The sequence below is a fragment of the Halomonas sp. DP8Y7-1 genome (assembly GCF_019801685.1).
Classification (GTDB): Bacteria; Pseudomonadota; Gammaproteobacteria; order Pseudomonadales; family Halomonadaceae; genus Halomonas; species Halomonas litopenaei_A.
This window is the reverse complement of the sequence record NZ_JAHVIN010000012.1, coordinates 119,248-145,151: the sequence shown is the minus strand read 5'-3', so window position 1 is coordinate 145,151 and position 25,904 is coordinate 119,248. Positions and strand designations below refer to the sequence as shown.

The 25,904-nt window shown below is 62.3% G+C and carries 30 protein-coding genes; 12 read left to right on the top strand and 18 right to left on the bottom strand.

Features of this window, described 5'->3' with window-relative positions:
• Window positions 1–45: 45 nt before the first annotated feature.
• From KUV41_RS14975 to KUV41_RS14960, 4 genes are read left to right on the top strand one after another with little or no spacing between them, the layout of a single operon-like run.
• Complete coding sequence (locus tag KUV41_RS14975) at window positions 46–1,824, top strand: penicillin-binding protein activator (RefSeq protein WP_222486642.1); 1,779 nt, start codon at window positions 46–48, stop codon at window positions 1,822–1,824.
• The gene (locus tag KUV41_RS14970) at window positions 1,805–2,185 is read left to right on the top strand and encodes a YraN family protein (protein WP_261396065.1); all 381 of its coding nucleotides are present in this window, start codon (window positions 1,805–1,807) and stop codon (window positions 2,183–2,185) included. The genes KUV41_RS14975 and KUV41_RS14970 overlap by 20 nt, the downstream gene beginning before the upstream one ends.
• A gap of 46 nt (window positions 2,186–2,231) precedes the next feature.
• The gene (locus KUV41_RS14965; protein ID WP_206937288.1) at window positions 2,232–2,825 is read left to right on the top strand and encodes a phosphoheptose isomerase; all 594 of its coding nucleotides are present in this window, start codon (window positions 2,232–2,234) and stop codon (window positions 2,823–2,825) included.
• A gap of 12 nt (window positions 2,826–2,837) precedes the next feature.
• A complete protein-coding gene (locus KUV41_RS14960) occupies window positions 2,838–3,428 on the top strand; it encodes a BON domain-containing protein (protein WP_222163007.1) in 591 nt (196 codons plus the stop codon).
• A gap of 131 nt (window positions 3,429–3,559) precedes the next feature.
• Here KUV41_RS14960 and KUV41_RS14955 read toward each other — a convergent pair whose 3' ends face one another.
• The 8 genes from KUV41_RS14955 to zapE all read right to left on the bottom strand — a co-directional run bounded on the left by KUV41_RS14955 (window position 3,560) and on the right by zapE (window position 10,700).
• Window positions 3,560–4,102: a ClpXP protease specificity-enhancing factor gene (locus KUV41_RS14955; RefSeq protein ID WP_222485545.1), complete on the bottom strand. Its 543-nt coding sequence runs from the start codon at window positions 4,100–4,102 to the stop codon at window positions 3,560–3,562.
• A 232-nt stretch (window positions 4,103–4,334) separates the two neighbouring features.
• Window positions 4,335–4,961 (bottom strand): stringent starvation protein SspA, encoded by a 627-nt coding sequence (gene sspA / locus KUV41_RS14950; RefSeq protein ID WP_206937280.1) that lies wholly within the window; start codon window positions 4,959–4,961, stop codon window positions 4,335–4,337.
• A gap of 181 nt (window positions 4,962–5,142) precedes the next feature.
• A complete protein-coding gene (locus KUV41_RS14945) occupies window positions 5,143–5,913 on the bottom strand; it encodes a cytochrome c1 (protein WP_222163005.1) in 771 nt (256 codons plus the stop codon).
• A complete protein-coding gene (locus tag KUV41_RS14940) occupies window positions 5,913–7,172 on the bottom strand; it encodes a cytochrome b (RefSeq protein WP_206937274.1) in 1,260 nt (419 codons plus the stop codon). The genes KUV41_RS14945 and KUV41_RS14940 overlap by 1 nt, the downstream gene beginning before the upstream one ends.
• Window positions 7,172–7,771 carry a ubiquinol-cytochrome c reductase iron-sulfur subunit gene (gene petA, locus KUV41_RS14935; protein WP_222163004.1) on the bottom strand — a complete coding sequence of 200 codons (600 nt, stop codon included), beginning with the start codon at window positions 7,769–7,771 and terminating at the stop codon, window positions 7,172–7,174. The genes KUV41_RS14940 and petA overlap by 1 nt, the downstream gene beginning before the upstream one ends.
• Window positions 7,772–8,459: 688 nt before the next feature.
• Complete coding sequence (gene rpsI, locus KUV41_RS14930; protein WP_206937268.1) at window positions 8,460–8,849, bottom strand: 30S ribosomal protein S9; 390 nt, start codon at window positions 8,847–8,849, stop codon at window positions 8,460–8,462.
• Between the two features lie 13 nt (window positions 8,850–8,862).
• Complete coding sequence (gene rplM, locus KUV41_RS14925; RefSeq protein WP_206939133.1) at window positions 8,863–9,291, bottom strand: 50S ribosomal protein L13; 429 nt, start codon at window positions 9,289–9,291, stop codon at window positions 8,863–8,865.
• Between the two features lie 242 nt (window positions 9,292–9,533).
• The gene (zapE, locus tag KUV41_RS14920) at window positions 9,534–10,700 is read right to left on the bottom strand and encodes a cell division protein ZapE (RefSeq protein WP_206937266.1); all 1,167 of its coding nucleotides are present in this window, start codon (window positions 10,698–10,700) and stop codon (window positions 9,534–9,536) included.
• 204 nt (window positions 10,701–10,904) lie between these two features.
• On the opposite strand from zapE, the gene KUV41_RS14915 reads away from it, so the two are divergent.
• On the top strand, window positions 10,905–11,336 hold the full coding sequence (locus KUV41_RS14915; RefSeq protein WP_206937263.1) for a YhcB family protein: 432 nt from the start codon (window positions 10,905–10,907) through the stop codon (window positions 11,334–11,336).
• A 171-nt stretch (window positions 11,337–11,507) separates the two neighbouring features.
• Here the strand turns inward: KUV41_RS14915 and KUV41_RS14910 are convergent, their stop codons facing one another.
• Window positions 11,508–12,269 (bottom strand): Nif3-like dinuclear metal center hexameric protein, encoded by a 762-nt coding sequence (locus KUV41_RS14910; protein ID WP_206937261.1) that lies wholly within the window; start codon window positions 12,267–12,269, stop codon window positions 11,508–11,510.
• Between the two features lie 113 nt (window positions 12,270–12,382).
• Here KUV41_RS14910 and KUV41_RS14905 point away from each other — a divergent pair, with 113 nt between their 5' ends.
• Window positions 12,383–13,633, top strand: a complete 1,251-nt coding sequence (locus KUV41_RS14905; RefSeq protein ID WP_222485551.1) for a Do family serine endopeptidase — start codon at window positions 12,383–12,385, stop codon at window positions 13,631–13,633.
• A 312-nt stretch (window positions 13,634–13,945) separates the two neighbouring features.
• Here KUV41_RS14905 and hisD read toward each other — a convergent pair whose 3' ends face one another.
• From hisD to KUV41_RS14860, 9 genes are all read right to left on the bottom strand, one after another.
• A complete protein-coding gene (gene hisD / locus KUV41_RS14900) occupies window positions 13,946–15,259 on the bottom strand; it encodes a histidinol dehydrogenase (RefSeq protein WP_222485553.1) in 1,314 nt (437 codons plus the stop codon).
• A 125-nt stretch (window positions 15,260–15,384) separates the two neighbouring features.
• Window positions 15,385–16,035, bottom strand: a complete 651-nt coding sequence (gene hisG / locus KUV41_RS14895; protein WP_206937245.1) for an ATP phosphoribosyltransferase — start codon at window positions 16,033–16,035, stop codon at window positions 15,385–15,387.
• A 75-nt stretch (window positions 16,036–16,110) separates the two neighbouring features.
• On the bottom strand, window positions 16,111–17,373 hold the full coding sequence (gene murA / locus KUV41_RS14890) for a UDP-N-acetylglucosamine 1-carboxyvinyltransferase (RefSeq protein WP_206937242.1): 1,263 nt from the start codon (window positions 17,371–17,373) through the stop codon (window positions 16,111–16,113).
• Window positions 17,374–17,386: 13 nt separating this feature from the next.
• Window positions 17,387–17,641, bottom strand: coding sequence for a BolA family protein (locus KUV41_RS14885; RefSeq protein ID WP_206937239.1), 255 nt, complete (start codon window positions 17,639–17,641; stop codon window positions 17,387–17,389).
• A gap of 261 nt (window positions 17,642–17,902) precedes the next feature.
• Entirely contained in the window at window positions 17,903–18,238 is a 336-nt protein-coding gene (locus KUV41_RS14880) for a lipid asymmetry maintenance protein MlaB (RefSeq protein WP_222162999.1), read from the bottom strand.
• Complete coding sequence (locus KUV41_RS14875; RefSeq protein ID WP_222162998.1) at window positions 18,235–18,885, bottom strand: phospholipid-binding protein MlaC; 651 nt, start codon at window positions 18,883–18,885, stop codon at window positions 18,235–18,237. Before KUV41_RS14875 ends, KUV41_RS14880 begins: the two co-directional genes overlap by 4 nt.
• Before the next feature lie 33 nt (window positions 18,886–18,918).
• The gene (gene mlaD / locus KUV41_RS14870) at window positions 18,919–19,383 is read right to left on the bottom strand and encodes an outer membrane lipid asymmetry maintenance protein MlaD (protein WP_206937232.1); all 465 of its coding nucleotides are present in this window, start codon (window positions 19,381–19,383) and stop codon (window positions 18,919–18,921) included.
• Between the two features lie 17 nt (window positions 19,384–19,400).
• Window positions 19,401–20,183, bottom strand: a complete 783-nt coding sequence (mlaE, locus tag KUV41_RS14865; RefSeq protein ID WP_206937228.1) for a lipid asymmetry maintenance ABC transporter permease subunit MlaE — start codon at window positions 20,181–20,183, stop codon at window positions 19,401–19,403.
• Window positions 20,180–20,989, bottom strand: coding sequence for an ABC transporter ATP-binding protein (locus KUV41_RS14860; protein WP_206937225.1), 810 nt, complete (start codon window positions 20,987–20,989; stop codon window positions 20,180–20,182). The genes mlaE and KUV41_RS14860 overlap by 4 nt, the downstream gene beginning before the upstream one ends.
• A gap of 247 nt (window positions 20,990–21,236) precedes the next feature.
• Between KUV41_RS14860 and KUV41_RS14855 the strand changes: the two genes are divergently transcribed.
• From KUV41_RS14855 to lptB, 6 genes are all read left to right on the top strand, one after another.
• Window positions 21,237–22,178, top strand: coding sequence for a calcium/sodium antiporter (locus tag KUV41_RS14855; RefSeq protein ID WP_222162997.1), 942 nt, complete (start codon window positions 21,237–21,239; stop codon window positions 22,176–22,178).
• Window positions 22,179–22,211: 33 nt separating this feature from the next.
• Window positions 22,212–23,219: a KpsF/GutQ family sugar-phosphate isomerase gene (locus KUV41_RS14850; protein ID WP_374107028.1), complete on the top strand. Its 1,008-nt coding sequence runs from the start codon at window positions 22,212–22,214 to the stop codon at window positions 23,217–23,219.
• An 84-nt stretch (window positions 23,220–23,303) separates the two neighbouring features.
• Window positions 23,304–23,870 (top strand): KdsC family phosphatase, encoded by a 567-nt coding sequence (locus tag KUV41_RS14845; protein WP_222485557.1) that lies wholly within the window; start codon window positions 23,304–23,306, stop codon window positions 23,868–23,870.
• Window positions 23,867–24,442, top strand: coding sequence for an LPS export ABC transporter periplasmic protein LptC (gene lptC, locus KUV41_RS14840; protein WP_222486641.1), 576 nt, complete (start codon window positions 23,867–23,869; stop codon window positions 24,440–24,442). The genes KUV41_RS14845 and lptC overlap by 4 nt, the downstream gene beginning before the upstream one ends.
• Window positions 24,443–24,486: 44 nt before the next feature.
• Window positions 24,487–25,017, top strand: coding sequence for a lipopolysaccharide transport periplasmic protein LptA (gene lptA / locus KUV41_RS14835; RefSeq protein WP_206937203.1), 531 nt, complete (start codon window positions 24,487–24,489; stop codon window positions 25,015–25,017).
• Entirely contained in the window at window positions 25,017–25,742 is a 726-nt protein-coding gene (gene lptB, locus KUV41_RS14830; RefSeq protein ID WP_222238126.1) for an LPS export ABC transporter ATP-binding protein, read from the top strand. The genes lptA and lptB overlap by 1 nt, the downstream gene beginning before the upstream one ends.
• Window positions 25,743–25,904: the final 162 nt, after the last annotated feature.

Below are 25,904 nucleotides of genomic sequence, written 5' to 3'. Positions count from 1 at the left end.
TTGGCTCCCTGGGCTGCCATCCGGAACACGGACAAGGAAGGATTCATGAGGACTTTGACTCGCGGCCCCGTGGCCGCTGCTGTACTGGCCATCTCTCTGGCCGGCTGCAGTTTCACACCAAGCATCGTGCAACGGGCCATGGATGACGACCCGGATCAGCTTCTTGCTCAGGCCGCACAGCAACAAGGCACAGAGGCCGCCGAGACCCGCTTGCGAGCGGGCGATATCCTAGCACGCTCCGGGCGGCGCCCCCAGGCGCTCGAGGTACTGAACAACCTGGACGCAAGCCAGCTCTCTGGCGAGAGCCTGCGTGACTGGGCGATGCTGCTCTCTGAGCTGGGTGACAGCGAGGGCAACCCCCAGGCGGTGATCAAGGCGGCTGGCGTGCTGGATGACCTGCAGCTGGCAAGCGACGATGCCAACCTGCTGCGCCTGCGCCAGGGACTCGCCCTGGGTCAGCTGGGCCAGCCCCAGGAGGCAGCCCGAGCGCTGATGCAGGTGCAGAGCGATACCGGCCGGGAAGACATCAACGACGCCATCTGGGACCAGCTCAGCGTGCTCAACAACCGCCAACTGGACGCCCTGTCCCAGCCCGACAACGCCATCGTGACGGGCTGGCTGGAGCTGACCCGTCTGGTCAACAGCAGCGGCGGCGACATCCAGGGGCTTTTTGCCCGTCTTGATGACTGGCGCGTCGCCAACCCAGACCACCCGGCCAATCGCCGCCTGCCCAGCCAGATTGGCAAGCTACGCGAACTGCGCGGCCAGAGCGTGCAGAATATCGCCGTCCTGCTGCCTGAATCCGGCCCGCTGGCGGGAGTTGCCGACGCCATCGAGCAAGGCATCCGCACCCAGCAGTCCAACGTTGTCAACGGTGGCGGCAACGGTGCCCAGCTGAGCTTCCTGGATGCCTCCAGCGCAAGCCTCGACCAACTCTACCAGCAGGCCCAGAGCAGCGGTGCCCAGGTGGTGATCGGTCCGCTCGACAAGAGTGACGTGACTCAGCTGGAAAGCCGGGCCGAGCTGCCGCTGCCCACTCTGGCCCTCAACTACGGTCAATCCGCCGCCAACCAGACCAAGAACCTGTACGAGTACGGCTTGTCTGCCGAAGACGAAGCGCGCCAGGCGGCTCGCCGGGGCTGGCAGGATGGCCATCGCAGTGCGTCCATGCTGGTGCCTGACAACGATTGGGGGCAGCGTGTTGGCGAAGCCTTCTGGAACACCTGGAGCGAGCTCGGCGGCGACATTGCCACCGCGGTTCGCTACAACCCGGGGGCGCCGGCCACCGACAGCACCCGCCGCGCCATCAGCAATCCGCGTCCGGACATGCTGTTCCTGCTGGCTCTGCCAGACTACGCGCGCCAGGTTCCGCCGACCATGGAGTACTATTCGGCCTCCAACCTGCCGGTATACGCGACGTCCCACCTGTACGAAGGCTCCCCTCAGCCGCGCCTCGACAAGGACCTCAACGGCGTTCAATTCGCCGATATTCCCTGGAACATCCCCGACGCAGCGGTGGGCGGCGCCGAGGCACTGCCTTACTACGACAGCTACCGCGAACTCAAGGAACAAGGATCACCCTCCATGTTCCGCCTGATGGCCATGGGCGTCGACGCCTATGAGCTGGCTCGTCGCATGCCCCAGATCCAGGCACTGCCTGGTTCGCGGATTCAGGGCGCTACCGGCACCCTGAGCACCACAGGTGACGGCCGCATCTACCGTGAGCTGCCATGGGCACAGTTCAGCGACGGCGTGCCGGCTCCGGTGTTCAGCGACGGGCTCGGCGATAGCGCTGGCGCCAGCAATGACAATGCGGCCCCCTGACCCCAGGGACGCCGTTCAGCGCGGCCAGGCCATCGAGCGCTATGCACAAGCTTGGCTTGAGCAGCAAGGCCTGCTCCCGGTAGCGCGCAACCAGCGCTTTCCGGGAGGAGAGCTCGATCTGGTCATGCGCGATGGCGACATCCTGGTCTTCGTGGAAGTTCGCCATCGCCGCACCACCCGCCACGGCTCGGCCGCGGAAACCATCACGACGACCAAGCAGCGCCGCCTAATCCGGGCGGCGCGTTTTTATCTGCAGCACAACGGGCTATCATGTCCCTGCCGCTTCGATGTTCTGGCGATCACCGGCGCCCCGCCACAGCTTGAGACCGAGTGGTTGGCCAATGCATTCGAAGCGAACTGACACACCGGGCGTCCCCGCGGATGCCCCCATGGACCAGGAAGGCAGCATGGATTTCCAGAGCCGAATTCTCGGACAATTCAACGACAGCATCGACACCAAGACCTATGCCAGCGAAGTGCTTCCTCCGTTCATCGAGGTCGCCAGCCAGATGATGGTCCAGTGCCTGGTCACCGACGGCAAGATCCTGGCCTGCGGCAATGGCGGCAGCGCCGGTGATAGCCAGCACTTCTCATCTGAGCTATTGAACCGCTTCGAGCGCGAACGTCCCAGCTTGCCAGCCTTGGCATTGACCACTGACACCTCGACGCTGACCTCCATTGCTAACGATTACAGCTACAACGAGGTCTTCTCCAAGCAGATTCGCGCCCTGGGACAGCCCGGCGACGTGCTGCTGGCCATCTCTACCAGCGGCAACTCCGCCAACGTCATCCAGGCCATCCAGGCGGCCCATGATCGCGACATGACCGTTGTGGCCCTGACTGGCCGCGACGGCGGCAACATGGCCTCGCTGCTGGGACAGGATGATTGCGAGATTCGCGTCCCAGCGACGTCCACGGCGCGCATCCAGGAGGTGCACCTGCTGGTCATCCATTGCCTGTGCGATCTGATCGACGAACAACTTTTTGGTGCAAGCGAGTAACGAGTGAATATCATGAAACAACCCCACACCCGTCCCACACGCCCCTTGCTGGCCGCCCTGCTGCTCTCCGTTGCCCTGGCGGGATGCACCACCGTCACCTCGGTGACCAACCCCGGCACCATTGACGAGGACTACGGCGAACGCACCTTGGGTGCCACGGTGGAAGACGAGAGCATCGAGACCAAGGCGGCTCACAACCTGGGACGCACCGATGCTCGACTGGCCGACGCCCGTATCAACGTCGACAGCTACAACGGCGTGGTCCTGCTGACCGGCCAGGTGCCCAGTGCTGAACTCAAGCAGCGCGCCGAAGAGGTGGTCAGCCAAGTGCGCAACGTGCGCCGCGTACACAACGAACTGACCGTGGCAGCAAACCTGCCCACCAGCCAGCGCCTCAATGACGCCTGGCTAGACACCAAGGCACGCACCGCATTGGCCACCAGCGATCAGGTGGACTCCGGAAGAATCACCGTGGTGACGGAAAACGCCACCGTTTATCTGATGGGACTGGTCACCCACGCCGAGGCGGACCGTGCGGTAAATATTGTCTCCAACGCGGGCGGAATGGAGCGCATCGTCAAGGTATTCGACTACATCGACTGATGCTGCCTGCACCGCGAAAAAAAACGGCGTCCCCATGGGGACGCCGTTTTTTTGGCAATAATGCCAGCGCTACCGCCTGATACCCACACCATGGTGACAGCGCAGCGCACTACCGGGGGTGAGCCCCAGCGTTACTTGATGACCCGCAACGAAGGCCGCCCCTTGCGCGGAGGCTTCGCCTGCCCATCACTCTTGGCGTCGGTCTCGGCGTCGGTCTCGTCAGCCTCTGCCGCCGAGGTCCGCTCTTCCTCGCCACTGGACTCAGCGCTGTGCTGGTCCGACGGCTCGGCGCCTGCCTGTGGGCGCTTGACACTCTCAAGCACAGGCGCCTCATCAACATCGTTGGCCTCATCGGTCGGCAACTCAGGCTCATGACCAAACACCATGCCCACACCGTTTTCGCGAGCGTACAGCGCGATCAACGCAGGGATGGGAACAAAGAGGAGCTCTGACTTGCCGCTGAAGCGTGCGGAAAACCGAATCATGTCATTGCCCATATGCAGGTCACGCACTGCACTTGGGCCAAGGTTCAAAACGATTTGTCCATTCTGGACAAACTGTCTCGGCACCTCGACATTGTCGTACTCGGCATCAACGACGATATAGGGGGTCAATTCGTTATCCAGCAGCCACTCATAGAGCGCCCTGGCCAGATAGGGTCGACTGGACTTCATACTTTGGCCCTCTTGGTTGGCAAATGGGAACTCGGATCGTCCCGACCGAGGCCGGCTACCCGGGGTGTCGCCACACTGGGCGTACTCCGTGCCTGCAACCAGGCAGCCGCACCACGGCAACATGCAGAAAGGCGAGAGGCCGCAGCGCTCTCGCCGTCATTCTTTCGGGACCGCTCGCGGCCCCGAACGGCGCGTCGCCACCCAGCACCGACTCTCACCGGGCAGGTTACCTTCAGGGACGAATTTCGCGCTCGGCTTCGGACAGAGAAGCGCGGAAGCCATCACGAGCAAACACTTTTTCCATGTAGCTCATCAACGGACGCACCTGCTTCTCCGGCAGCTCGATGTTGAGCGCGGGCAAACGCCACAGAATCGGCGCCAGGCAGCAGTCCACCAGAGTGAACTCTTCGCTCATGAAGAACGGCATGTCTTCGAAGATCGGCGAGATCCCTATCAGGCTCTCCCGCAGTTCCTTACGCGCCTTGTCGGCTTCCTTCTTGCTGCCGGACAGGATGCGATCGACCATCGGGCACCACTCGCGCTCGATGCGGTGCATCCAAAGACGGCTCTGAGCACGCGCAACGGGGTAGACCGGCAGCAGCGGCGGATGCGGAAAACGCTCGTCCAGATACTCCATCATGACCTTGGACTCGTACAACACCAGGTCACGATCCAACAGCGTCGGCACGCTGTTGTACGGGTTCAGGTCCGCAAGCTCCTCGGGATGCTTGTCGTCAGTCACTTCGACAATATCCACTGCGACGCCCTTTTCAGCCAGCACGATCCGCACACGGTGACTGAAATGGTCCTCGCCACCGGAATAGAAGATCATCGACGACCGCTTGGCCACTACACCCATGAAACAATCCTCGCATCAGTTCAAGCCGGGATGATAACACGACAACCCCCTGTACGGGGGGCAAGAAGGGGACATCTTTCACCCTCGCGCGAGCGTTTTCGCCACACGGGGCGACACATCATAGCGCACAACGCACTGCGGGCGCATGATCTCCCATACGCCCGCCCGTGCTGTCACTGCGTCAATGAATGTCGCGCCAATACTCACGCTTGAGGAAGTACGCCACGATGCCGAACAAAAATATGAAGATCAGCACCTTGGGGCCCAGTGCCTGGGCATGAAGCTTGGACGGCTCGCCGACGTAGGCAAGAAAGTTGGTCAGGTCATACACGGCCTGCTCGAACTCCTTGGGCTCCATGCTGCCGGGCGAGGTAATCTGCAACGTCTCGCAGGACTGGAACTTGCCCGTCAGCGGGTCCAGCTCGGCGTCGCCTACCGCATGATCAGACGCCGCGCAGACCTGCTCCTGAACCCCCTGCAGAGGCTCCAGCACGTTGGGCATGCCTACAGACGGGAACACCACATTATTCACCCCGGTCGCCCGCTCGCTGTCGCGATAGAAGCTCAGCAGGTACGTGTAGATCCAATCGGTACCCCGCAGCCTTGCCTCCAAGGTCAGGTCGGGTGGCGCCTTGCCGAACCACACTTCTGCATCCTCGGCGCTCATGGCCTTGTGCATTTGATCGTTGTAGCCGAGATCCGGCGAAAAGATCAGATTATCCTCGACCAGATCCTGAGGCATATCCAGGTCTTCTGCAGCCCGTGAAAACCGCTGGTACTCGAGCGAATGACAGCCCATGCAGTAATTCACGTACAGCTTCATCCCGCTCTGCAGAGACGCCTGGTTTTCCAGGTCCGGCGACATGCTGCGCAGATGCACCCCCTCTCCGCCCGCGGCCAAGGCGGCCATGGGGACTAGCGCGAAGAGCAGTGCGAACAGTTGCTTTTTCATTAGCCAGTCACCCTTTCAGGAACGGGTTTGGTCTTCTCCAGCCGGGTATAGATCGGCATCAGCAGGAAGAAGGCAAAGTAGATCACCGTGCAGACCTGGGCAAGCAACGTGCGGCCTGCCGTGGGTGGCAATACCCCAAGCACACCAAGAATCACGAAGCTGATGGCAAACAGCACCAGCATGATCTTCGAAATCCAGCCTTTGTAACGAATCGAACGCACCGGCGAGCGGTCAAGCCAGGGCAGCACGAACAGCACCGCAATGGCTGCGCCCATGAAGATGACGCCGAGGAACTTGGCATCAAGACCGAACAGCGAGAAGGTAATCGCGCGCAGGATGGCGTAGAACGGCGTGAAGTACCAGACCGGCGCGATATGATCCGGGGTCTTCAAGGGATTCGCCGGCTCGAAGTTGGGCTTCTCGAGGAAATACCCGCCACCTTCGGGGAAGTAGAAGATCACCGCACAGAAGACAAACAGGAACACGGCGACACCCACGATGTCCTTGACCGTGTAGTAGGGATGGAAGGGTATCCCGTCCAGCGGTTTGCCGGTTTCATCCTTCTTGGCCTTGATGTCGATGCCATCAGGATTGTTGGAGCCCACTTCATGCAGAGCAATGATGTGCAGCACCACCAATGCCAGGATCACGATCGGCAGCGCCACCACGTGCAGGGCAAAGAAGCGGTTCAGGGTAATCCCGGAGATCAAGTAATCTCCGCGCACCCACTGGGCCAGATCCGGACCGATGCCGGGGATGGCGGAGAACAGGGAAATGATGACCTGAGCGCCCCAGTAGGACATCTGCCCCCAGGGCAGCAGGTAACCCATGAAAGCCTCGGCCATCAGCGCCAGGTAGATTGCCATGCCGAAGATCCAGACCAGCTCACGGGGCGCCTTGTAGGAGCCGTAGAGCAGACCACGGAACATATGCAGATAGACCACCAGGAAGAATGCCGAGGCACCGGTGGAGTGCATGTAGCGGATCAGCCAGCCGTACTCCACATCCCGCATGATGTATTCGACGGAGGCAAAGGCGCCCTCGGCGCTGGGATTGAAACTCATGGTCAGCCAGACGCCGGTCAGAATCTGATTGACCAGCACCAGCAGAGCGAGGGATCCGAAGAAGTACCAGAAATTAAAGTTCTTGGGCGCGTAATACTCTGACAGATGTTCCTGCCACATCTGGGTCGCCGGAAATCTATCGTCGATCCAGCGCATGAGACCGCGCTCGGCCTTGGCCTTGTTGGGATTTGCCATTACGCACCCTCCCCGTCTTCACCGACCACGATGACCGACTCGTTGACAAAGTAATAGGGCGGAACCTCCAGGTTCACGGGAGCGGGAACGTTGCGAAAGACCCTGCCCGCCAGATCAAAACGCGAACCGTGGCAAGGACAGAAGAAGCCGCCCGGCCAGTCTTCTACCCCCACCCCTTCGGCATTGGGTTCGGGCTTGAACAGCGGCGAACAGCCAAGGTGCGTACAGATCCCCACCAGCACCCCGATCTCAGGCCGAATGGAGCGCAAATGGCCTCCGGCATAGCCGGGCTGCTGCGGCTTGGCAGACTCGGGGTCGGCCAGCACGTCTTCTCCCAGCGCCTCGGTGCGCTCAATCATCTCTGGAGTGCGATTGATGACCCATACAGGCCGCCCGCGCCACTCGACGGTCATTCTCTGCCCCGGCTCGAGCTTCGAGATATCCGCCTGAACGGGAGCCCCTGCCGCCCGCGCTCTGGCACTCGGCTGCCAGGATGCCACAAAGGGAACCGCTACCCCGACAGTGCCGACCGCCCCAACCACGGAGGTAGCACCCACGAGGAAACGGCGCCGCCCCTTGTTCACGCCGTTGTCTGCCATGATCTGGTTTCTCCCATCAGACTTTATCCGTTGTTGTTTTCACGGTCCCTTGAATGTCCGTGACCACGGATACAAGTGGCTTGTATGTTAGGAAATCCCCCCCACCCGCACAAGAAGACCTCCGGGCAAGACCCCCCGTGCAAGCCCCATACATTTGACATGGAACAACTTTATGACGATGTGCCCGAGCGCCCTGCGGCAAAAGAAGGGCCTCAAGCGCATCAAGGCCGCAACTCCAGTCTCACAGGACGGCTAGCGGATCAGCACAAAAGTCCCCATCGAAGCGTCACCAACGGTCGCATCGCGGAACACGCCAGGCACACGCCCGGCCTGGTCGAGTACAGCACTCGCGGCAGACGCAGCGTGGTAAAAGGGGTAGCGCACTGGAAACCAAGAGGGATGCACGCTAGCAAGAAGGGGGCAGCGCAAGGAGACCATCAGAGGTCGAGCTAGAGAAAAAGCGATAGGAAGGGATAAAAGGAAGAGACACAAGAAGAAGCACAAGAAGATCTACAAGAAGCGGGAGACGCAGAGAGGACACGAGAAACGCACGGAGCGACAGCCCCTGGGACCGAACTCGGGCTCGCTACCGACGTAGACGCCACGCGCACACGCGCAAAAACCGCATCTGAAAACGACAGCGCCCGGGCCAATGGCCCGGGCGCTGTGCGATCGGCAAGCGTATCGATTAACGCTTGGAGAACTGCGGGCGACGACGCGCCTTGCGCAGACCGACCTTCTTACGCTCGACTTCACGTGCGTCACGAGTGACGTAGCCAGCTGCGCGCAGCGGCTTGCGGAAGTCTTCGTTGTACTGCATCAGGGCACGGGTAATGCCGTGACGGATAGCGCCAGCCTGGGCACTGCCGCCGCCGCCCTTGACGGTGACGTAGACGTCGAACTGCTCGAGAGTCTCGGTCAGTTCCAGCGGCTGACGAACCACCATGCGACCGGTAACACGGCCGAAGTATTCGTTCAGGTCACGGCTGTTGACGGTGATCTTGCCGGTGCCCGGCTTCAGGAAGACGCGCGCGGTAGAGGTCTTGCGGCGCCCGGTACCGTAATACTGCTGTGTCATGGCGAAGATTCCCTCAGATGTTCAGTTCTTGCGGCTGCTGGGCAGCGTGCGGATGTTCGGAACCGGCGTAGACCTTGAGCTTGGCGTGCATGGCACGACCCAGCGGGCCCTTCGGCAGCATGCCCTTGACGGCGCCTTCGATGACACGCTCAGGAGCGTGGTCGATCAGCTGATTGAAGGTCATGGAGCGCAGGCCACCCGGGTAACCGGTGTGACGGTGGTACATCTTGTCGCTGGCCTTGTTGCCAGTCACCTTCACCTTCTCGGCGTTGATGACGACGATGTAGTCACCGGTGTCCACATGGGGAGTGTATTCCGGCTTGTGCTTGCCACGCAGGCGGCGAGCAATTTCGGTAGCCAGACGACCGAGCGTCTTGTCCGCGGCATCGACGACATACCAGTCGCGCTGGACGGACTGCGGCTTAGCACTGAACGTCTTCATGGATGAAATCACCAATTCGATGTGTTGGATCTCCCGGCCCTTCTCCTGATAGCGCTTGAATACTCGCGATACCAGGCAGCACCGTGCAGAGATCATCCCTATTTTTCTTGGTTGCCCGACACCACAACCCATCGGGGTGTCGGCACAACGGTCGAGCGAGCGCGCATTCTACACAACCACACGCTCGACGTCACCCTCTGTTTCTCCAGTGGGGTCTTTTCCTGACAGCCGACGGCGGTGGCTCACGGCTTGTGCGGCAAGGCCAGATACTCCCGTGACTGCATTTCCTGCAGCCGCGATAGCGTTCGCTCAAATTCGAACTCGAGCTTACCCCCGTGATACAGCGCTTCGGCCTCCACCTCAGCCGACATCAGCAGCTTCACGCCGCGATCATAGAACTCGTCGACCATGTTGATAAACCGGCGTGCCTGATCATCGGTGGCACCGTCCATCTTGCGCACACAGGACACCAGCACCGTATGGAACTCGCGCGCCAGCTCGATGTAATCGTTCTGACTGCGCGGTCCGTCGCATAGCTCGAGGAAGTCGAACCAGACAACGTCCTCGTGAAGACGACGGGCATGCAGAACCCGATGATTGACCTCGACGGGCACCTGATGCTCGCCCTCCTGGCCTGCGATCTCGCGAAAGCTGCGCTCAAGCTCCTGATCTGCCGCATCGTCCAGGGGATGATGGAAGATCTCGGCCCGCTCCAGCGCACGCAGACGGTAGTCCACGCCTGAATCGACATTGACCACCTCACAGTGGCGATTGAGCAAGTCGATCGCCGGCAGGAAACGGGCCCGCTGCAAGCCGTCCTTGTACAAGTCATCAGGGACGATGTTGGACGTGGCCACCAACACCACCCCCCGCTCAAACAGCGCCTCCAGCAAATTCGCCAGAATCATCGCATCGGTAATGTCCTTGACGAAGAACTCATCAAAGCAGATCACTCGCGCCTCTTCCGCGAACTTGCCGGCGACCAACCGCAGCGGGTTCTTCTCGCCCTTGCAATGGTCGAGTTCGTTGTGGACGCGCTGCATGAACCGGTGGAAATGCGTCCGCATCTTTTGCGGAAAGGGCAAGGCCTCATAAAACGTATCGACGAGATACGTCTTGCCGCGGCCGACGCCTCCCCAGAAGTACAGACCGCGAATGTCGGGCACCGGCGGCTTCTCCGGCGCCTGGTCACGCCCGAACAATCCCTTTAGACGCGATGTCAGACCTCGCTGCGCCGCTTGAGGTGCTCGCGGTGTCGGCGCCGCGACCAGCTCGTCATACAGCCGCTGCAGCTGCGCCACTGCGTTGGCCTGGGCGGCGTCTTCGGTAAAATCAGCGCGCTGCAGGTCACGCTGATAGCGTTCCTGCGGGGTTTCTGGGCGGCCTGCGCTCGACACAGAAGAGCTCATGTAGCGTCCTGGCTGTCAACAAGTTCGGAGCCGCATTATACGCAGACCACGACAGAATGGCAGGACCGCCGTGCTGAGAGTAACCACCCAGGCGGGGCCCACGGTCAGGACACGGCATTGACCCTTTATGAGACAAAGCCTCTATAATGGCCCGACGCCCGGGGCGAGACGCCCGGCCGTCAGAAAGTGCTCAGGGAGAACCAAGTGGAACCAAGCAACCTCAACATGATCCTGGCAGCGGCTTGCCTGGTGGCAGGCATCGGCCTCGGCGCACTGGGTTACCACCTGCTCAATGGTGGCGCCCGAAGCGCCCAGCGCATGCGCCTCAAGCTGACCGAACGCGAACGCCAGCTGACCGAGTGGAAGGACGGTGTTGATGAGCACCTTCAGCGCATGGAGCAGCTGACACAAAAAGTCTGCCAGGACGCACAGGCACTCAACCGCCAGCTGCATGACTCCGCCCAACAGCTGGGCAGCACGGCCATCAGCCAGGAGAACACCGTGCAGCCCACCGCTGCCGCCGAGGAAGATCTATCGATTCCTCGCGATTACGCCGACGGCAACCGTGGCACACTGTCCGAAGACTTCGGCCTGCGCAGCGCCAATGAGGACGAGCCGCGTCCGCCTCGTTTCTGACCCTAGCCGCCGACCGCACTCCCGCCCGCATAACAGCAAGAGCCCGCATAATGCGGGCTCTTGCGCAGGGCTGTCGACATCAGCCGAGGGTGACGCCGGGCCCGCACCACATGGTCCGCCCAGACGCTTATATAGCGCATCCCTTGCTATCTTTCCTGTTACGACATGGAGTCAGGCAGGATTATCGATATCCACAAAGCGGTGCTCCACCCCGAAGCGCTGCTTCAGCCACTCCCCAAGCGCCTCGACCCCATAACGCTCGGTGGCATGGTGGCCTGCCGCCAAGTAGTGGATACCCAACTCTCGGGCCATATGCGTGGTTCTTTCGGAGATCTCACCCGAGATAAAGACCTCGGCCCCCGCCGCCGCTGCCTGAGCAATCATGTCCTGCGCACCACCGGTGCACCAGGCGACCCGACTGACCGGCGCCTGGGACGGTGCCTCGACCAACAAGGGCTCCCGCGCCAACGCCTGACCCACTGCCCCAGCCAGCTCAGCGATCGTCGACGGACGCTTCAATTGCCCGTGCCACAGCAACCCTTCCCCCATGGGGGCATCAAGGGTACCCGCCACGCTAAGGCCGAGTCGGTGCGCCAACATGGCGTTATTGCCAAGCTCAGGGTGAGCGTCCAACGGCAGATGATACGCCAGCAGATTGATGTCACTGCCCAGCAGCGCACCCAACCGCTTGCGCTTCATGCCGGTAATCGCCACCGGCTCGTTCTTCCAGAAGTAGCCGTGATGCACCAGCAGCACATCTGCCTGCCAGCGCACTGCTTCGTCGACCAGCGCCTGGGATGCGGTCACGCCTGACATGACCCGGGTAACGCTGGCACGGCCCTCGACCTGCAGGCCATTCTCCGTGTAGTCCTTGAAGCGGGACACATTCAGCAGCTGGTCACAGGCCGCCACCAGCTCATCACGTTGCGTCATGCAGGTTCTCCTGAAGCAGGTCCAGACAAGCATCACCTCAGCGATGCTACAATGCCGCACATTGTACGCACCGCCTCGCCAGCCCGCGACCGCCAAACAAGGACCTCCGCCGCATGCGACGCACCCTTTCCCTCTATTTCTGGCCAGTCCTCACCGGCATCCTCCTGGCCATTGTGCTGATCAATGCCTTCCCGGAGAGACTGGGCCGCACGCCCTCCACGCTGACATCGCCGCCGGTACTGACCCCACCCGAACAACCCCTCTCGGTCGAGCCGACGACGTCCCCGCGGCCCGCGCCGGAAGTGCGCGAGGCAGCGCCCCTCAGCCGCGAGGGCGGACCGGTCAGCTACGCCGAAGCGGTCGAAAAAGCGGCGCCCGCGGTGGTCAATGTGTACTCGTCTCGGGTGGTCGAGCGCGACACACACCCACTCATGTCGGACCCCTTCTTCCGTCAGTTCTTCGGCAACAATGACGTCCCTTCCCGTCAGCGCATGCTGTCGAGCCTGGGTTCTGGCGTTATCGTCAGCGCCGACGGCTACGTCCTGACCAACCACCACGTCATCAGCGGCGCGGACCAGGTACAGGTGGCCCTGCGCGATGGCCGCGAGACACTGGCCCAGGTCATTGGCACCGACCCGGAAAGCGACCTGGCGGTGCTCAAGATCGATCTCGACGATTTGCCCGTGATCGAGCTGACCGACTCGCGCCAAGTGGCGGTGGGCGATGTTTCATTGGCGATCGGCAATCCCTTTGGAGTAGGCCAGACCGTTACCATGGGCATCATCAGTGCCACAGGACGCAGTCATCTGGGGCTCAATGCCTACGAGGATTTCATTCAGACCGACGCGGCTATCAATCCAGGAAACTCCGGGGGTGCCCTGGTCAATCCTGAAGGGGCACTGGTCGGCATCAACACCGCCATCTTTTCGCGTTCCGGAGGCTCCCAGGGCATCGGCTTCGCTATCCCTGCCAATCTGGCACGCAGCATCCTGGATGAGTTGGTGACCCACGGTCGCGTGATCCGCGGCTGGCTCGGCATCGAGGCCCAGGAGCTCAACCAGGAGCTGGCGACCTCCTTTGGACTGCAGGTTCCCGCTGGGGTCATCATCGCCGGTGTCGTCTCCGACGGCCCTGCCGATCAGGCGGGTCTCAAACCCGGGGATGTGCTGCTGGAGGTCGACGGACGCGCCGTTATCGACCCCCGGCGGACCATGAGCGATATCGCGGCAGTTGCACCGGGAACCGAACTCAGCGTCAGCGTCGCACGCAAGGGTCAGCGACTGAACGTCACGCTGGAAGTCGGCGAGCGCCCCACACCACAGTCACAGGCCTTGCAGGATGAGGAAACCGCCACCGACAACTGACAGGGGCTTGCCGGCACCCCTCTGTTCTCTGAACCTCCAGTGCGGGCAGTCTCCAGGCCCGTCGTGGAAAGGCCGCCGTGGAAAGGCCGCTGTAGAAAATTCGTTGTGGAGAACCGCGCGGACCGCCTCTGGAACAGCCCCAGCGTCTGCCCAGGGCGCCCTGCCCCCTCCAAAGCGCTGACAACAAGACGTTGATAAAAAGCTCTGACCACAACGCCCAGGCAACAACGCCCAAGAACACAAAAGGCCCGGAAATTCCGGGCCTTTTGCGTTCTACCACCAAGCAGAGCAGCGTCCTCCTGGACGCCAGGATCAGCGCTTGATGCGATACTCTGCCGAGCGCGCGTGAGCCGTCAGCGACTCGCCCCGGGCCAGCACCGACGCCGTCTCACCGAGTACTGACGCCCCTTCTGGCGAGCACTGGATCAGAGACGACCGCTTCTGGAAGTCGTAGACCCCTAGCGGCGAGGAGAAGCGGGCCGTGCCGGAGGTAGGCAGCACGTGATTGGGGCCAGCACAGTAATCTCCCAGCGCTTCTGCCGTGTGACGTCCCATGAAGATCGCCCCCGCATGCCGCACCTGGTCGACCATCAGCTCCGGCTTCTCCACCGACAGCTCAAGGTGTTCGGGGGCAATGCGGTTGATCAGCTCAATCGCTTCCGCCTCATCACGACAGGCAATCAGCGCACCGCGGTTGGCCAGAGACGCCCTGGCAATCTCTTCCCGCTCCAGGGTGGGCAGCAAGCGCTGCATGGCCTGCTCTACCTCGGCCAGGTGCTGTTCGTCCCAGCTGACCAGAATCGCCTGTGCAATCTCGTCGTGCTCGGCCTGGGAAAACAGATCCATGGCCAGCCACTCCGGGTCCGTCTTGCCATCCGAGACGATCAGGATTTCCGACGGGCCAGCGATCATGTCGATGCCGACCTGCCCGAACACCGCGCGCTTGGCGGTGGCGACATAGATGTTGCCTGGCCCGACAATCTTGTCGACCCTGGGCACGCTGGCCGTGCCGTAGGCCAGCGCAGCCACCGCCTGGGCGCCACCCAGGGTAAACACCTTGTCGACCCCAGCAAGATGGGCAGCTGCCAGCACCAGGTCATTGACCACGCCATCCGGGGTAGGAACGACCATGACGATTTCGCCCACACCCGCCACCTTGGCAGGCACCGCATTCATCAACACCGATGAGGGATACGCTGCCTTGCCACCAGGCACGTAGACGCCAGCACGATCCAGCGGAGTGACTTTCTGCCCCAGCACGGTGCCATCGGCTTCGGTGTACTGCCACGACTCTGGCTTCTGGCGCTCATGATAGCGGCGGATGCGCTCAGCGGCGGTGGTCAACGCATCTCGCTGAGTGCTCTCCAGGCCGTCGTAGGCCGCCTGCAAGCGGTCCGGCCCGAGCAGCAACTCAGACATGCTCGACACCTCGAGACGATCCAGGCGCCGACTGAGCTCTACCAGCGCCTCATCACCCTGTTCGCGTACCTGGGCGATGATATCGCTGACCGTCTGCTGCACCTGATGGTCGGATACCCCCTCCCACGCCAGCAGCTCGGAAAGCCGCGCTGTGAAATCGCCATCACTGGTCGAAAGTCTTGCCACTATCGGCGCTTGCTGGGCCATCTGGTCATCTCCGCAGTCTTGTCCAACCACCTTCTCTCACCCGCCTTCGTGTCACGCTTTATCACGTCACTTGCCACCGTGTCAGCAGGGGCATACCACCTGATCCCGGCGCTCAAGCCCGCCGATCAGCCAGCGGCTTGCCGACGCGCGTCCACCGCATCACTCAGGCGCTTGATCAACGGCTTGATCCGATCATGCTTGATCGTCATCGAGGCCTGGTTCACCACCAAACGGGTGCTGATATGCGCCATCAGCTCCCTGGGCTCCATGCCGTTGGCACGCAGGGTATTGCCGGTATCGACGATATCGACGATTTCGTCGGCAAGGTTCATCAGCGGCGCCAGCTCCATCGCCCCGTAAAGCTTGATCACCTCTGCCTGGATACCCTGCTCGGCATAGTAACGTCGCGCCACATTGACGAATTTCGTCGCCACCCGGCGCCTGGCCCGAGCCGGCTCAGCCCCCTGAATGCCTGCCGTCATCAGCTTGCAGCGCGCAATGTTCAAGTCCAGCGGCTCGTACAACCCCTCCGCACCATGCTCAAGCAGCACATCCTTGCCGGCGACGCCAAGGTCGGCAGCCCCTAGCTGGACATAGGTCGGCACGTCGGTAGCTCGAATCACCACCAGCTTGACGTCCGGCAGGTTGGTGTCGAACAACAGCTTACGGCTCTTGCGCAGGTCTTCCGCCGGACGAATGCCCGCATCGGCCAGCAACGGCAGGGTCTCGTCGAGGATGCGCCCCTTGGAGAGCGCCACTATCAATTGCTTACTCATGATCTCGCCCGGTTGTCGGGATGGATGTCGAGGTGGCGTGTCGCGCGTGGGGCGGGGACGCCCCCGCCAACGCATTTAACCTGGAACGCGCTTGATGCGTGCACCCAGAAGATGCAGCTTTTCCTCGATGCACTCATAGCCGCGGTCGATATGGTAGATCCGGTCCACCAGGGTCTCACCTTCTGCCATCATCGCAGCGATGACCAACGACGCCGAGGCGCGCAGGTCGGTGGCCATTACCGGGGCGCCAGACAGACGTTCGACGCCGGTGATCACCGCGGTATTTCCCTCAAGGGCGATGTTCGCGCCCATGCGGTTCAGTTCCTGTACGTGCATGAAGCGATTTTCAAAGATCGTCTCCACCACCCGCGAGGAACCCTCTGCAACGGCATTCATGGCCACGAACTGGGCCTGCATGTCGGTGGGAAAGGCCGGGTAAGGCGCGGTGCGGATATTGACGGCTCGCGGTCGCCGCCCCTGCATGTCCAGCTCGATCCAGTCGTCCCCGGTGGTGATCTTGGCACCGGCCTCTTCAAGCTTGGCCAGCACCGCCTCGAGGATGTCCGCACGGGTACGCCGGACCCTGACGCGACCTCGGCTCAACGCCGCTGCCACCAGGAAGGTTCCGGTCTCGATACGGTCAGGCATCACATCATGATGCGCCCCGTGCAAGCGCTCGACACCTTCGATCACGATGGTGTCGGTTCCATGACCACGGATACGCGCACCCATCTTGATCAAGCACTCGGCAAGATCCACCACCTCGGGTTCCTTGGCGGCGTTCTCCAGAATGGTGGTACCTTCGGCCAGCGTCGCCGCCATCAACAGGTTCTCGGTGCCGGTGACGGTGACCACATCGAAAAAGATGGTGGCACCCTTCAGCCGTCCATCACTGCTGGCGCGAATGTAGCCGCCCTCGACCCGAATGTCGGCACCCATGGCTTCCAGGCCACGAATATGCAGATCCACCGGACGCGAGCCGATCGCACAGCCACCTGGCAGCGACACATCCGCCTTGCCGAAGTGGGCCAGTAGCGGACCCAGCACCAGAATCGATGCACGCATCTTCTTGACCAGCTCATAGGGCGCATGACAATCGCTGACCTGAGCCCCATTGAGCTGAATACACATCTTCTCGCCCATCACGGCCTGCACGCCCATATGGCCAAGCAGCTCGAGCGTGGTCGTGATGTCCTGAAGATGAGGAAGATTGCCGATGGTTACCGGCTCTTCGGAAAGCAAGGTGGCACACAGAATCGGCAGAGCCGCGTTCTTGGCACCGCTGGCCCAGACATCGCCCTCGGCGGGTCCGTTGCCGGTAATGATCAATTTGTCCATGCGGGCGCTACCATCAGGCTCCAGTGTTCTCAGCGGCCGATTGCCACTGGGAAGGGGTAAACGTCTTGATACTGACGGCGTGAAGGGCACCAGAGGCAATTTCCTCTGACAATGCGCCGTAGATAACCTGCTGACGCTTGACCGGCGTCAGTCCGGCGAAGCGTTCGCCCACGGCGATGACCTGAAAGTTGCAGCCTTCACCTTGGATATGAAATTCGCAGCCGTCGACTCGGCTCTCGAGCAGCGCTTTAACGTCGCTGGGTTGCATGCCCCTGCTCCTTCAACTGGCGTAAGACACGGTGCGCCGACGAGGGTGCGCCGCGCCCGAAAAAACACAAAGGGCATATGGTAAAGAAAAGCGACGCGCTTGGCGATGACGTAGACACTTTCCCCAGGCTCGGTACTTGCCGCCCGCGGTCAAGCCGGCTACGGCACGACGGGACCTGTCGCTGATGACTCCCGAAAGCAGCGCGCCCCCGAATACGCATCGCATTCGGGGGCGCGGCATGCACGATAGTGACGACAGCGGTCAGGCGCGTGCGCAGGTCGATGGCAACAGATCGTCGAGCCCCGCAAGCTCCGTCAACTGCCATAGCGGAGGCGACAGCTTGATGCTGTTCAACGACAGTCCTGCGCGACGCATGGTTCGCGCCCATTCGAGCATCATCGTCAGCGCGGCGCTGGACACGTGCTCGACCTCACTGAGGTCGAGACACACGGGGGAGCCCGGCGCCCGCTCTTCGAGCCACTCACGCCCTGCTTCCGCCATTTCGGCAGCGCCTTCGAAGTTGACCTTGCCGCAGACCCTCAGGGTGCCTTCGTCCTCAAGCAACCGGGCCGACGCCACTTCGATCAATACGCTCACGCACCACGCTCCAGCTCGTCGACACCCACGTCGGGGCTCCAGTTGTTGATGACTGCGTCATAGTCGCGGTTGTACTGGCGCATCGCCTGATCAAACTGATTGCGGAATGTCAGGCCCAGGTTGATGCCATTGACGATCACATTGACCACCTGCCACTTGCCGTTGGACTGACGCAGCGTATAGCTGACCGGGTAAACCGTGCCATCTGTCGCCACCACCTCCATGTCGACGCTGGCCTGATCCTCGTAGCGAGCCGCCGACTGGTTGTCGAGCACCCGAATGGAGTCATACTCGAACGTCACCAGGCCCTTGGCATAGGTATCCAGCAGCGTCTGCTTGAAAACGTCGACGAAGCGAGAGCGCTGCTGAGGGGTGGCGTTGTTGAAGTACCGCCCCATCACGCTGGCGCCGATGTAGCGAAAGTCGGCAACACCGCGCAGGCTATCGTCCACGACCTGCTTGAGCTCCTGAGGGTGCTCCATGTAATACGACTCACGGCCATCGATCTTGCCCATCAAGCCATCGATGCTGTCGCGAATCATTTGCTCGGGAGATTGCTGGGCCAGAGCGGGCAAGCTGACCAGCACCATCATCAGCGCTACCATCCAGCGCCGCAGCTGAACCATGGCGTGCAGAGAACGGGTCATTGAAGCCTCCTTGTCAGTCCGGAAACTGCCGGATCAGTCTTTCGTCAGGTTGGACACGAATTGCTGTATGAGTTCCTCTAGCACCAGCGCGGACTGAGTGTCTCGCACGACACCGCCGTCCTCGATCATCTCCGGCGATCCGCCGACGGACAAACCGATGTACTGCTCGCCCAGCAGGCCGGACGTCAAGATGGCGGCCGTGCTGTCGTCCGGCAGCATGCCGGAAAGTTCGTTATCGAGAGACATCACGACTTCGGCGTCATACCACTCGGTATTCAGGTCAATGCTCTCGACCCGACCCACGGTAACGCCCGCCATGGTCACCCGCGCCCGCGGCTTGAGACCGCCGATGTTGGCGAAGTTGGCACGTAACTCGAAGGTGTCGTCGGCGCGCTGCAGGTCGAGCCCGCTGACCTTGAGCCCCAGGAACACCAGGCCCAATATGCCGGCCAGCATGAACAGGCCAACACTCAATTCCATTGTCTTGCTGCGCTTCATGGGCAGTCTCCGAAAAATCAGGAAAGCCCGCCGAACATCACGGCGGTCAACACGAAATCCAAGCCCAGTACGGCCAGGGAGGAATACACTACGGTCCGGGTGGTCGCCCGCGAGATACCTTCGGAGGTCGGGATCAGGTCGTAACCCTGAAACACGGCGATCCAGGTCACCACCAAGGCAAACATCAGGCTCTTGACGATGCCGTTGCCAATGTCGTTGAAGAACCCGACGCTGGCCTGCATGTTGCCCCAATAGGAGCCCTCGAACACCCCCAGCCACTCGACGCCGACAAGATAACCGCCATAGATGCCCACTACGCTGAAACCGATGGTCAACAGCGGCAGCGAGACAAAGCCAGCCCACAGTCTGGGCGCCACGATTCTACGCAGCGGATCGACCCCGATCATTTCCATGCTGGTCAGCTGCTCAGTGGCTTTCATCAGGCCGATCTCGGCGGTCAACGCTGACCCCGCGCGTCCCGCAAACAGCAGTGCCGCCACCACCGGCGCCAGCTCGCGAAGCAAGGCCAGAGACACCATCTGCCCCAGCGCATCCGCCGCGCCAAAGTCGACCAGAATGGTGTAGCCCTGAAGCGCCAGCACCATGCCGATAAACAGGCCAGATACCAGAATGATCGCCAGCGACAGCACACCGACCATGTAGACCTGGGCAATCCACAGACTGATGCCCCCCATGGTGGGACGGCCAAACATCGATTGCGCTAGAAATAGCCCTGCCCGGCCCACTGCCTCGAGCAGGTCACAGCCACGCCGCCCAAGGCGACTGATCCGCTCGATCATGCTTCCTCCTGCCCCAGAATATCGTCATAGAAATCATTGGCCGGATAATGGAACGGGACAGGCCCATCCGGCTCGCCATGCACAAACTGGCTGACGCGGGGGTCCTGCTCGACGTCCAGAGAAGCGGGCGTACCGTGGGCCATGACTCTTCCGTCCGCTACCACATAGACATAATCGGCAATGGACAAGGTCTCCTTGATATCATGGGAGACCACCACCGAGGTCAAGCCCAGCGCCTGGTTGAGACGACGAATAAGCTGAACCAGCACACCCATCGAGATCGGATCCTGACCGACGAATGGCTCGTCATACAGAATCAGCTCGGGGTCGAGGGCCACCGCACGCGCCAGCGCCACTCGCCGCGTCATCCCGCCAGACAGCTCCGAAGGCATCAGATCGCGAGCACCACGCAGCCCGACCGCTTCGAGCTTCATCAGCACCACATCGCGCACCATGCTCTCCGGAAGATCCGTATGCACGCGCAGGGGAAACGCCACGTTCTCGAACACGCTAAGGTCGGAGAACAGCGCACCGCTCTGGAACAGCATGCCCATGCGTCGCCGCATCTGGAACAGATCCTTGCGCGATAGTCGGTGCACATCGTGCCCGTCGATCAGCACCCTGCCGGCGCTCGGCGCCAGCTGCCCGCCGATCAACTTCAGCAGAGTGGTCTTGCCGGTACCACTGGGGCCCATGATGGCCGTGATCTTGCCGCGGGGAATGGAGAGATCCACGCCACGAAAGATATCTCTATCGCCGCGCGTGAAATGCAGGTTCTCCACCTCCACCAAGGAGGAAGCCGTCATCGCAGTCCCCAAACAATGATGGTCGCCATGAAACAAACGCCGCTGCCTCGCTCGCTGCAAAACGCAGACGGGCTACGCCACGACCATGGAACCAGGAAGCATGATAGAGCGCGTTGCCATGCGCTCGGTTTTCGAACATCGTATCTTAACTGAAACATGCCACGCCAGTGCAGCGGCTGCGCGCTTGCGCGCAGGATGTTGGCAGGGTTCAATGGGCGCCCTCGATATTCATCATCAGGTTGTCCGCATGTTGTTACCGCTCGTCGCTGTCGCTCTTGGTCTTGTTGGCCTGCTATGGAGCGCCGATCGCTTCGTTGGCGCGGCCGCTGCAACCGCGTATCGCGCCGGCATGAGCATCATGCTGGTCGGCATGACCATCGTTTCCATCGGCACCTCCGCCCCGGAGATCGTCGTGTCGGTGATGGCATCCCTGGATGGCACGCCTGACCTTGCTACCGGCAATGCGCTGGGCTCCAACATCGCCAACATCGCGCTGGTACTGGGCGTGACCGCCCTGGTCGTACCGATTCCGGTGCGTTTCAGCATCGTTCGTCGCGAACTGCCACTACTGCTGGGCGCGACCGGACTGGCCGGCTATGCCCTGGCCGATGGCCAGCTGAACAGCGTCGACGCGGCCCTGCTGCTGGCCCTGCTGGTGTTCAGCATCTGGTGGCTGTTTCGCGCAGACGAAGGGCAGCAGGAGGTCGCCGGCGAGATCCCCGGCATGGCGCTGGGCAAGGCCCTTGTCTGGCTGGTCGTGACCCTTGCGGTGATGATCGCCAGCTCCCGCGGGCTGGTCTGGGGCGCAACCGAGCTGGCACGCTCCTTCGGGGTGAGCGAGCTGGTCATTGGCCTGACCGTCGTCGCTATCGGCACCAGCCTGCCCGAGCTTGCCGCCTGTGTTGCCAGCGCCCTGAAGCGTCACCACGATCTCGCCATCGGCAATGTCATCGGCTCCAACCTGTTCAACATGCTGGCCGTGCTGCCCGTACCTGGCTTGCTGGCACCGGGGGCCACCGACCCTGACGCCGCGGGGCGCGACTTCCCGGTCATGCTCGGCCTGACGCTGGCGCTGGCGGCCATCCTGCTGTGGCAGCGCCGCGGGCGCGTCGGACGCATCGTCGGCGCGCTGCTGGCAGCCAGCTACGCCTTCTATCTGTTCTGGCTGGGTACCTCCCTGACAGCCTGACCCTTGTGACAACGGTGGTAAACGGCAACAATCATGGCCATGACCAAATTTCCCGACGGGGCGTCGCCCTCGACACCCATCAATGTTCGCGCTATCGCCCGACGCACGCTGGAACTGGAGCGCGACGCGGTCGATGCGTTGATTCAGCGCCTCGATGAGGCCTTTGAGCGCGCCTGCACGCTGATCCTGGCCTGCCAAGGACGGGTGGTGGTGACAGGCATGGGCAAATCCGGCCACATCGGCGGCAAGATTGCCGCCACTCTGGCCAGCACCGGCACCCCGGCGTTCTTTGTTCATCCCGGTGAAGCCAGCCATGGCGACCTTGGCATGATCACCCCAGGTGACGTGGTCCTGGCGCTGTCCAATTCCGGCGAGACTGCCGAAGTTACCGCCTTGCTGCCTCTATTGAAGCGTATGGGCATTCCGCTGATCAGCATGACCGGCAGGCCCGGGTCGACCCTGGCGCGCCACGCCGAGGCCCATCTGGATGCCGGCGTCGAACGCGAGGCCTGCCCGCTCGACCTCGCCCCCACATCCTCTACCACGGCAGCGCTTGCCCTGGGTGACGCCCTGGCCGTCGCTCTGCTTGAATCCCGCGGCTTTACCGCGGAAGACTTCGCGCTGTCCCACCCCGGCGGCAGCCTGGGCAAACGCCTGCTGCTGACGGTGGCAGACCTGATGCATACCGGCGACAGACTTCCCGTCGTGGCGACTGGCTCACCGCTCAGAGATGCTCTGCTCGAGATCACCCGCCAGGGCCTCGGTTTCACCTGCGTAGTGGCCGATGACGGTACCCTGGCGGGCGTCTATACCGATGGCGACCTGCGCCGAACCCTTGACCGCCACCAGGATTTCAGCACCCTGAGCGTGGACGATGTCATGACCAGTCCCGGACGGCGCATCCGTCCCGACACCCTGGCGGCGGAAGCCGTCAAGCTGATGGAAGACAGTCGCATCACCGCTCTGGCGGTGGTGGATGACCAGCAGCGCCCGGTTGGCGCGCTACACATGCATGACCTGCTGGCAGCAGGTGTCATTTGACGCCTGGCCTGACGGCACTCCGGGCGCTACAGCCGGGCAGCTGCCGTCACACCTTCTGCCCACTCAACATCAAGGATCGCCATGATGGCCCACGACCCACTTGCCTCACTCTCCCCTGACCTGGTGCAACGACTTGGCCGCGTGAAGCTGCTGGCGCTGGATGTGGACGGCGTGCTGACCGATGGGCAGCTTATCTTTCATGCCGACGGTACGGAACTGAAGGCCTTCAACACCCTCGATGGCCACGGTATCAAACTGGCCAGGCGCGCGGGAATCGACGTCGCTCTGATCACCGGGCGTAGCTCACCCATGGTCTCCCAGCGCGCCAAGGCGCTGGGCATCCAGCACGTCCAGCAAGGTGTCGAACGCAAGCTGCCGGCGCTGGAATCGCTGTGCGCCGAGCTGTCGCTGTCACTGGAAGAGGTGGCCTATTGCGGAGACGACCTGCCCGACCTGCCGTGCATTGACCGCTGTGGCGTGGGCATCAGCGTGCCAGGCGCCCCGTTCTACATTCGCGAACGCGCCCGCTGGGTCACCGAGCGCGGCGGCGGTCATGGCGCAGTGCGCGACATCACGGATACCTTGCTGGCTGCCCAGGGCCGCCTCGACGGCGTGGTGGACAGCTATCTGAAGGACGGACCCCTGATATGACATGGCGCTCACTGCGGCCCGGCTTCCGTTTCTGGCTGGTCATCCTGCTGCTGGTGCTGGGCGGCGGACTGGCCCTGCTCGACCCGCGGGACGGCACTGTGCCCGACCTGATCACCGACGATCAGGCCGGCGAGCCGGACTACTACCTGATCGATGCCACCCTGACGCGCTTCGACACCCAGGGTGCGCCCCATCAACGCATTACGACCCCGCGTCTGGTGCACACCCCGCTGGATGACATCACCCGCGTCGACCAACCTGACATGGAGCTTGTCGATGACAGTGGCCGCCTGTGGATCGCCACTGCCACCGACGGCGAACTTGGCCCGGACGGCAACCCTCTGACACTGACCGGAGATGCCCACCTCGAGGCCCCTGCCGAGCGCTGGCAGCTGGATACCGAGGTGTTGGTCTATGACAGCGATTCAGGCCACGCCTGGAGTGAGACGCCTGCGGTATTGCGCCAGCCCCCCCAGGAGATGCGAGGCGAGCGCTTCGATGCCTGGATCCATGACAATACCGCCCGTCTGACCGACAATGTCACCGGCTATCATCCGCCAGAGCCTCAATAAGCCAGAGCCGCTCTCAGCCCGAGCCCTAACAAGGAGTCACTTCCATGATGCGTCCCCGTCCCGCGCTACTGCTCGCCCTGGCCCTGGGCCTGACGAGCGTCGCCACCAGCACCGTCACTCTGGCGCTGGAAAGCGACCGCAGCGCCCCCATTCAGGTAGAGGCCGACCAGCTGGACCTGGATGACCGCGCAGGCACAGCGGTGTATACCGGCGATGTGCGTATTCAGCAGGGCAGCATGCTGCTGACCGGTGAGCGTGTGGAAATTCAGCGCAACGACCAGGGTCAGCTATCCCGCGCCACGGCGACTGGCTCCCGTGCCTATCTGGAGCAGCAGCCTTCGCCGGAAGAGCCGGTGGTCAAGGGCTGGGGCAAGAAGGTGGTCTACCATGTTGCCGAGCGCCGCATGGAACTCATCGACCAGGCGGAATTGCACAAGGCCAATGACACCTTCGACGGCGCCTACCTGGAGTACTTTCTCGATCGCCGCGTCGTCCAGGCTCGCTCCAGCGCACAGGGTGTCGACGGCCAGCAGCGCATTCGCATGACCCTCGAGCCGGAAAGCCAAGGAAACTGATGAAGACTCTCCACGCTCGCCATCTGGCCAAGAGCTACAAAAAGCGCCGCGTCGTCCAGGACATCAGCCTGTCCATCGAACAGGGCAGCATCGTGGGCCTGTTGGGCCCCAACGGCGCCGGCAAGACCACCTCCTTCTACATGATCGTCGGACTGGTCAGGGCGGATGCTGGCACCATCAGCATCGACGATGACGACCTGAGCCGCGCGGCCATGCACCAACGGGCACTGGCGGGTATTGGCTACCTGCCCCAGGAAGCCTCCATCTTCCGCAAGCTGTCCGTAGCCGACAACATCATGGCGATCCTCGAGACCCGCAAGGACCTCGACCGCGACGGTCGCCAGGCGCGCCTTGAGCAACTGCTCGAAGACTTCCATGTCAGCCACATTCGTGACAACCCGGGCATGAGCCTGTCCGGCGGGGAAAGACGCCGGGTCGAGATCGCCCGAGCCCTGGCCACAGAACCCGCCTTCATTCTGCTCGACGAACCCTTTGCCGGGGTGGATCCGATCTCCGTCGGCGAGATCAAGTCAATCATTCGCCAGCTCAAGGCTCGTGACATCGGCGTCTTGATCACCGATCACAACGTGCGCGAGACGCTGGACATCTGTGACCGCGCCTACATTGTCGGCGACGGCCAGATCATCGCCGAAGGCAGTGCCGAGTCGATCCTTGCCAACCAGCGCGTCAAGGAAGTCTATCTCGGCGAAAACTTTCGCCTTTGACCACCATGGGCGCTGCCGGGCCGCTATGTTGGCAGGGTCTTCATGGCGCCCGCTCGACCTTGCACTGACGCGCATGCGGAGCACAGCAAGCCCTGCGCGCCATCCCCTGCCCACAAGTTGGCAAGAAGCTTGCATGGTACCTGACCCGCCGTTAGGGTAAGG

Excerpts from the sequence above, each read along its gene's own strand:
- KUV41_RS14945 (WP_222163005.1), bottom strand. The coding sequence starts at position 5,913 with ATGAAAAAGCAACTGTTCGCACTGCTCTTCGCGCTAGTCCCCATGGCC.
- KUV41_RS14910 (WP_206937261.1), bottom strand. The coding sequence starts at position 12,269 with ATGACGCAACGTGATGAGCTGGTGGCGGCCTGTGACCAGCTGCTGAAT.
- KUV41_RS14965 (WP_206937288.1), top strand. The coding sequence starts at position 2,232 with ATGGATTTCCAGAGCCGAATTCTCGGACAATTCAACGACAGCATCGAC.
- lptA (WP_206937203.1), top strand. The coding sequence starts at position 24,487 with ATGATGCGTCCCCGTCCCGCGCTACTGCTCGCCCTGGCCCTGGGCCTG.
- sspA (WP_206937280.1), bottom strand. The coding sequence starts at position 4,961 with ATGGGTGTAGTGGCCAAGCGGTCGTCGATGATCTTCTATTCCGGTGGC.
- zapE (WP_206937266.1), bottom strand. The coding sequence starts at position 10,700 with ATGAGCTCTTCTGTGTCGAGCGCAGGCCGCCCAGAAACCCCGCAGGAA.
- KUV41_RS14845 (WP_222485557.1), top strand. The coding sequence starts at position 23,304 with ATGGCCCACGACCCACTTGCCTCACTCTCCCCTGACCTGGTGCAACGA.
- KUV41_RS14875 (WP_222162998.1), bottom strand. The coding sequence starts at position 18,885 with ATGACCCGTTCTCTGCACGCCATGGTTCAGCTGCGGCGCTGGATGGTA.
- hisD (WP_222485553.1), bottom strand. The coding sequence starts at position 15,259 with ATGGCCCAGCAAGCGCCGATAGTGGCAAGACTTTCGACCAGTGATGGC.
- lptC (WP_222486641.1), top strand. The coding sequence starts at position 23,867 with ATGACATGGCGCTCACTGCGGCCCGGCTTCCGTTTCTGGCTGGTCATC.
- KUV41_RS14970 (WP_261396065.1), top strand. The coding sequence starts at position 1,805 with ATGACAATGCGGCCCCCTGACCCCAGGGACGCCGTTCAGCGCGGCCAG.
- KUV41_RS14850 (WP_374107028.1), top strand. The coding sequence starts at position 22,212 with ATGGCCATGACCAAATTTCCCGACGGGGCGTCGCCCTCGACACCCATC.
- KUV41_RS14860 (WP_206937225.1), bottom strand. The coding sequence starts at position 20,989 with ATGACGGCTTCCTCCTTGGTGGAGGTGGAGAACCTGCATTTCACGCGC.
- rpsI (WP_206937268.1), bottom strand. The coding sequence starts at position 8,849 with ATGACACAGCAGTATTACGGTACCGGGCGCCGCAAGACCTCTACCGCG.
- rplM (WP_206939133.1), bottom strand. The coding sequence starts at position 9,291 with ATGAAGACGTTCAGTGCTAAGCCGCAGTCCGTCCAGCGCGACTGGTAT.
- KUV41_RS14975 (WP_222486642.1), top strand. The coding sequence starts at position 46 with ATGAGGACTTTGACTCGCGGCCCCGTGGCCGCTGCTGTACTGGCCATC.
- petA (WP_222163004.1), bottom strand. The coding sequence starts at position 7,771 with ATGGCAGACAACGGCGTGAACAAGGGGCGGCGCCGTTTCCTCGTGGGT.
- murA (WP_206937242.1), bottom strand. The coding sequence starts at position 17,373 with ATGGACAAATTGATCATTACCGGCAACGGACCCGCCGAGGGCGATGTC.
- hisG (WP_206937245.1), bottom strand. The coding sequence starts at position 16,035 with ATGAGTAAGCAATTGATAGTGGCGCTCTCCAAGGGGCGCATCCTCGAC.
- KUV41_RS14885 (WP_206937239.1), bottom strand. The coding sequence starts at position 17,641 with ATGCAACCCAGCGACGTTAAAGCGCTGCTCGAGAGCCGAGTCGACGGC.
- KUV41_RS14905 (WP_222485551.1), top strand. The coding sequence starts at position 12,383 with ATGCGACGCACCCTTTCCCTCTATTTCTGGCCAGTCCTCACCGGCATC.
- KUV41_RS14960 (WP_222163007.1), top strand. The coding sequence starts at position 2,838 with ATGAAACAACCCCACACCCGTCCCACACGCCCCTTGCTGGCCGCCCTG.
- KUV41_RS14955 (WP_222485545.1), bottom strand. The coding sequence starts at position 4,102 with ATGAAGTCCAGTCGACCCTATCTGGCCAGGGCGCTCTATGAGTGGCTG.
- lptB (WP_222238126.1), top strand. The coding sequence starts at position 25,017 with ATGAAGACTCTCCACGCTCGCCATCTGGCCAAGAGCTACAAAAAGCGC.
- mlaE (WP_206937228.1), bottom strand. The coding sequence starts at position 20,183 with ATGATCGAGCGGATCAGTCGCCTTGGGCGGCGTGGCTGTGACCTGCTC.
- KUV41_RS14940 (WP_206937274.1), bottom strand. The coding sequence starts at position 7,172 with ATGGCAAATCCCAACAAGGCCAAGGCCGAGCGCGGTCTCATGCGCTGG.
- KUV41_RS14855 (WP_222162997.1), top strand. The coding sequence starts at position 21,237 with ATGTTGTTACCGCTCGTCGCTGTCGCTCTTGGTCTTGTTGGCCTGCTA.
- mlaD (WP_206937232.1), bottom strand. The coding sequence starts at position 19,383 with ATGAAGCGCAGCAAGACAATGGAATTGAGTGTTGGCCTGTTCATGCTG.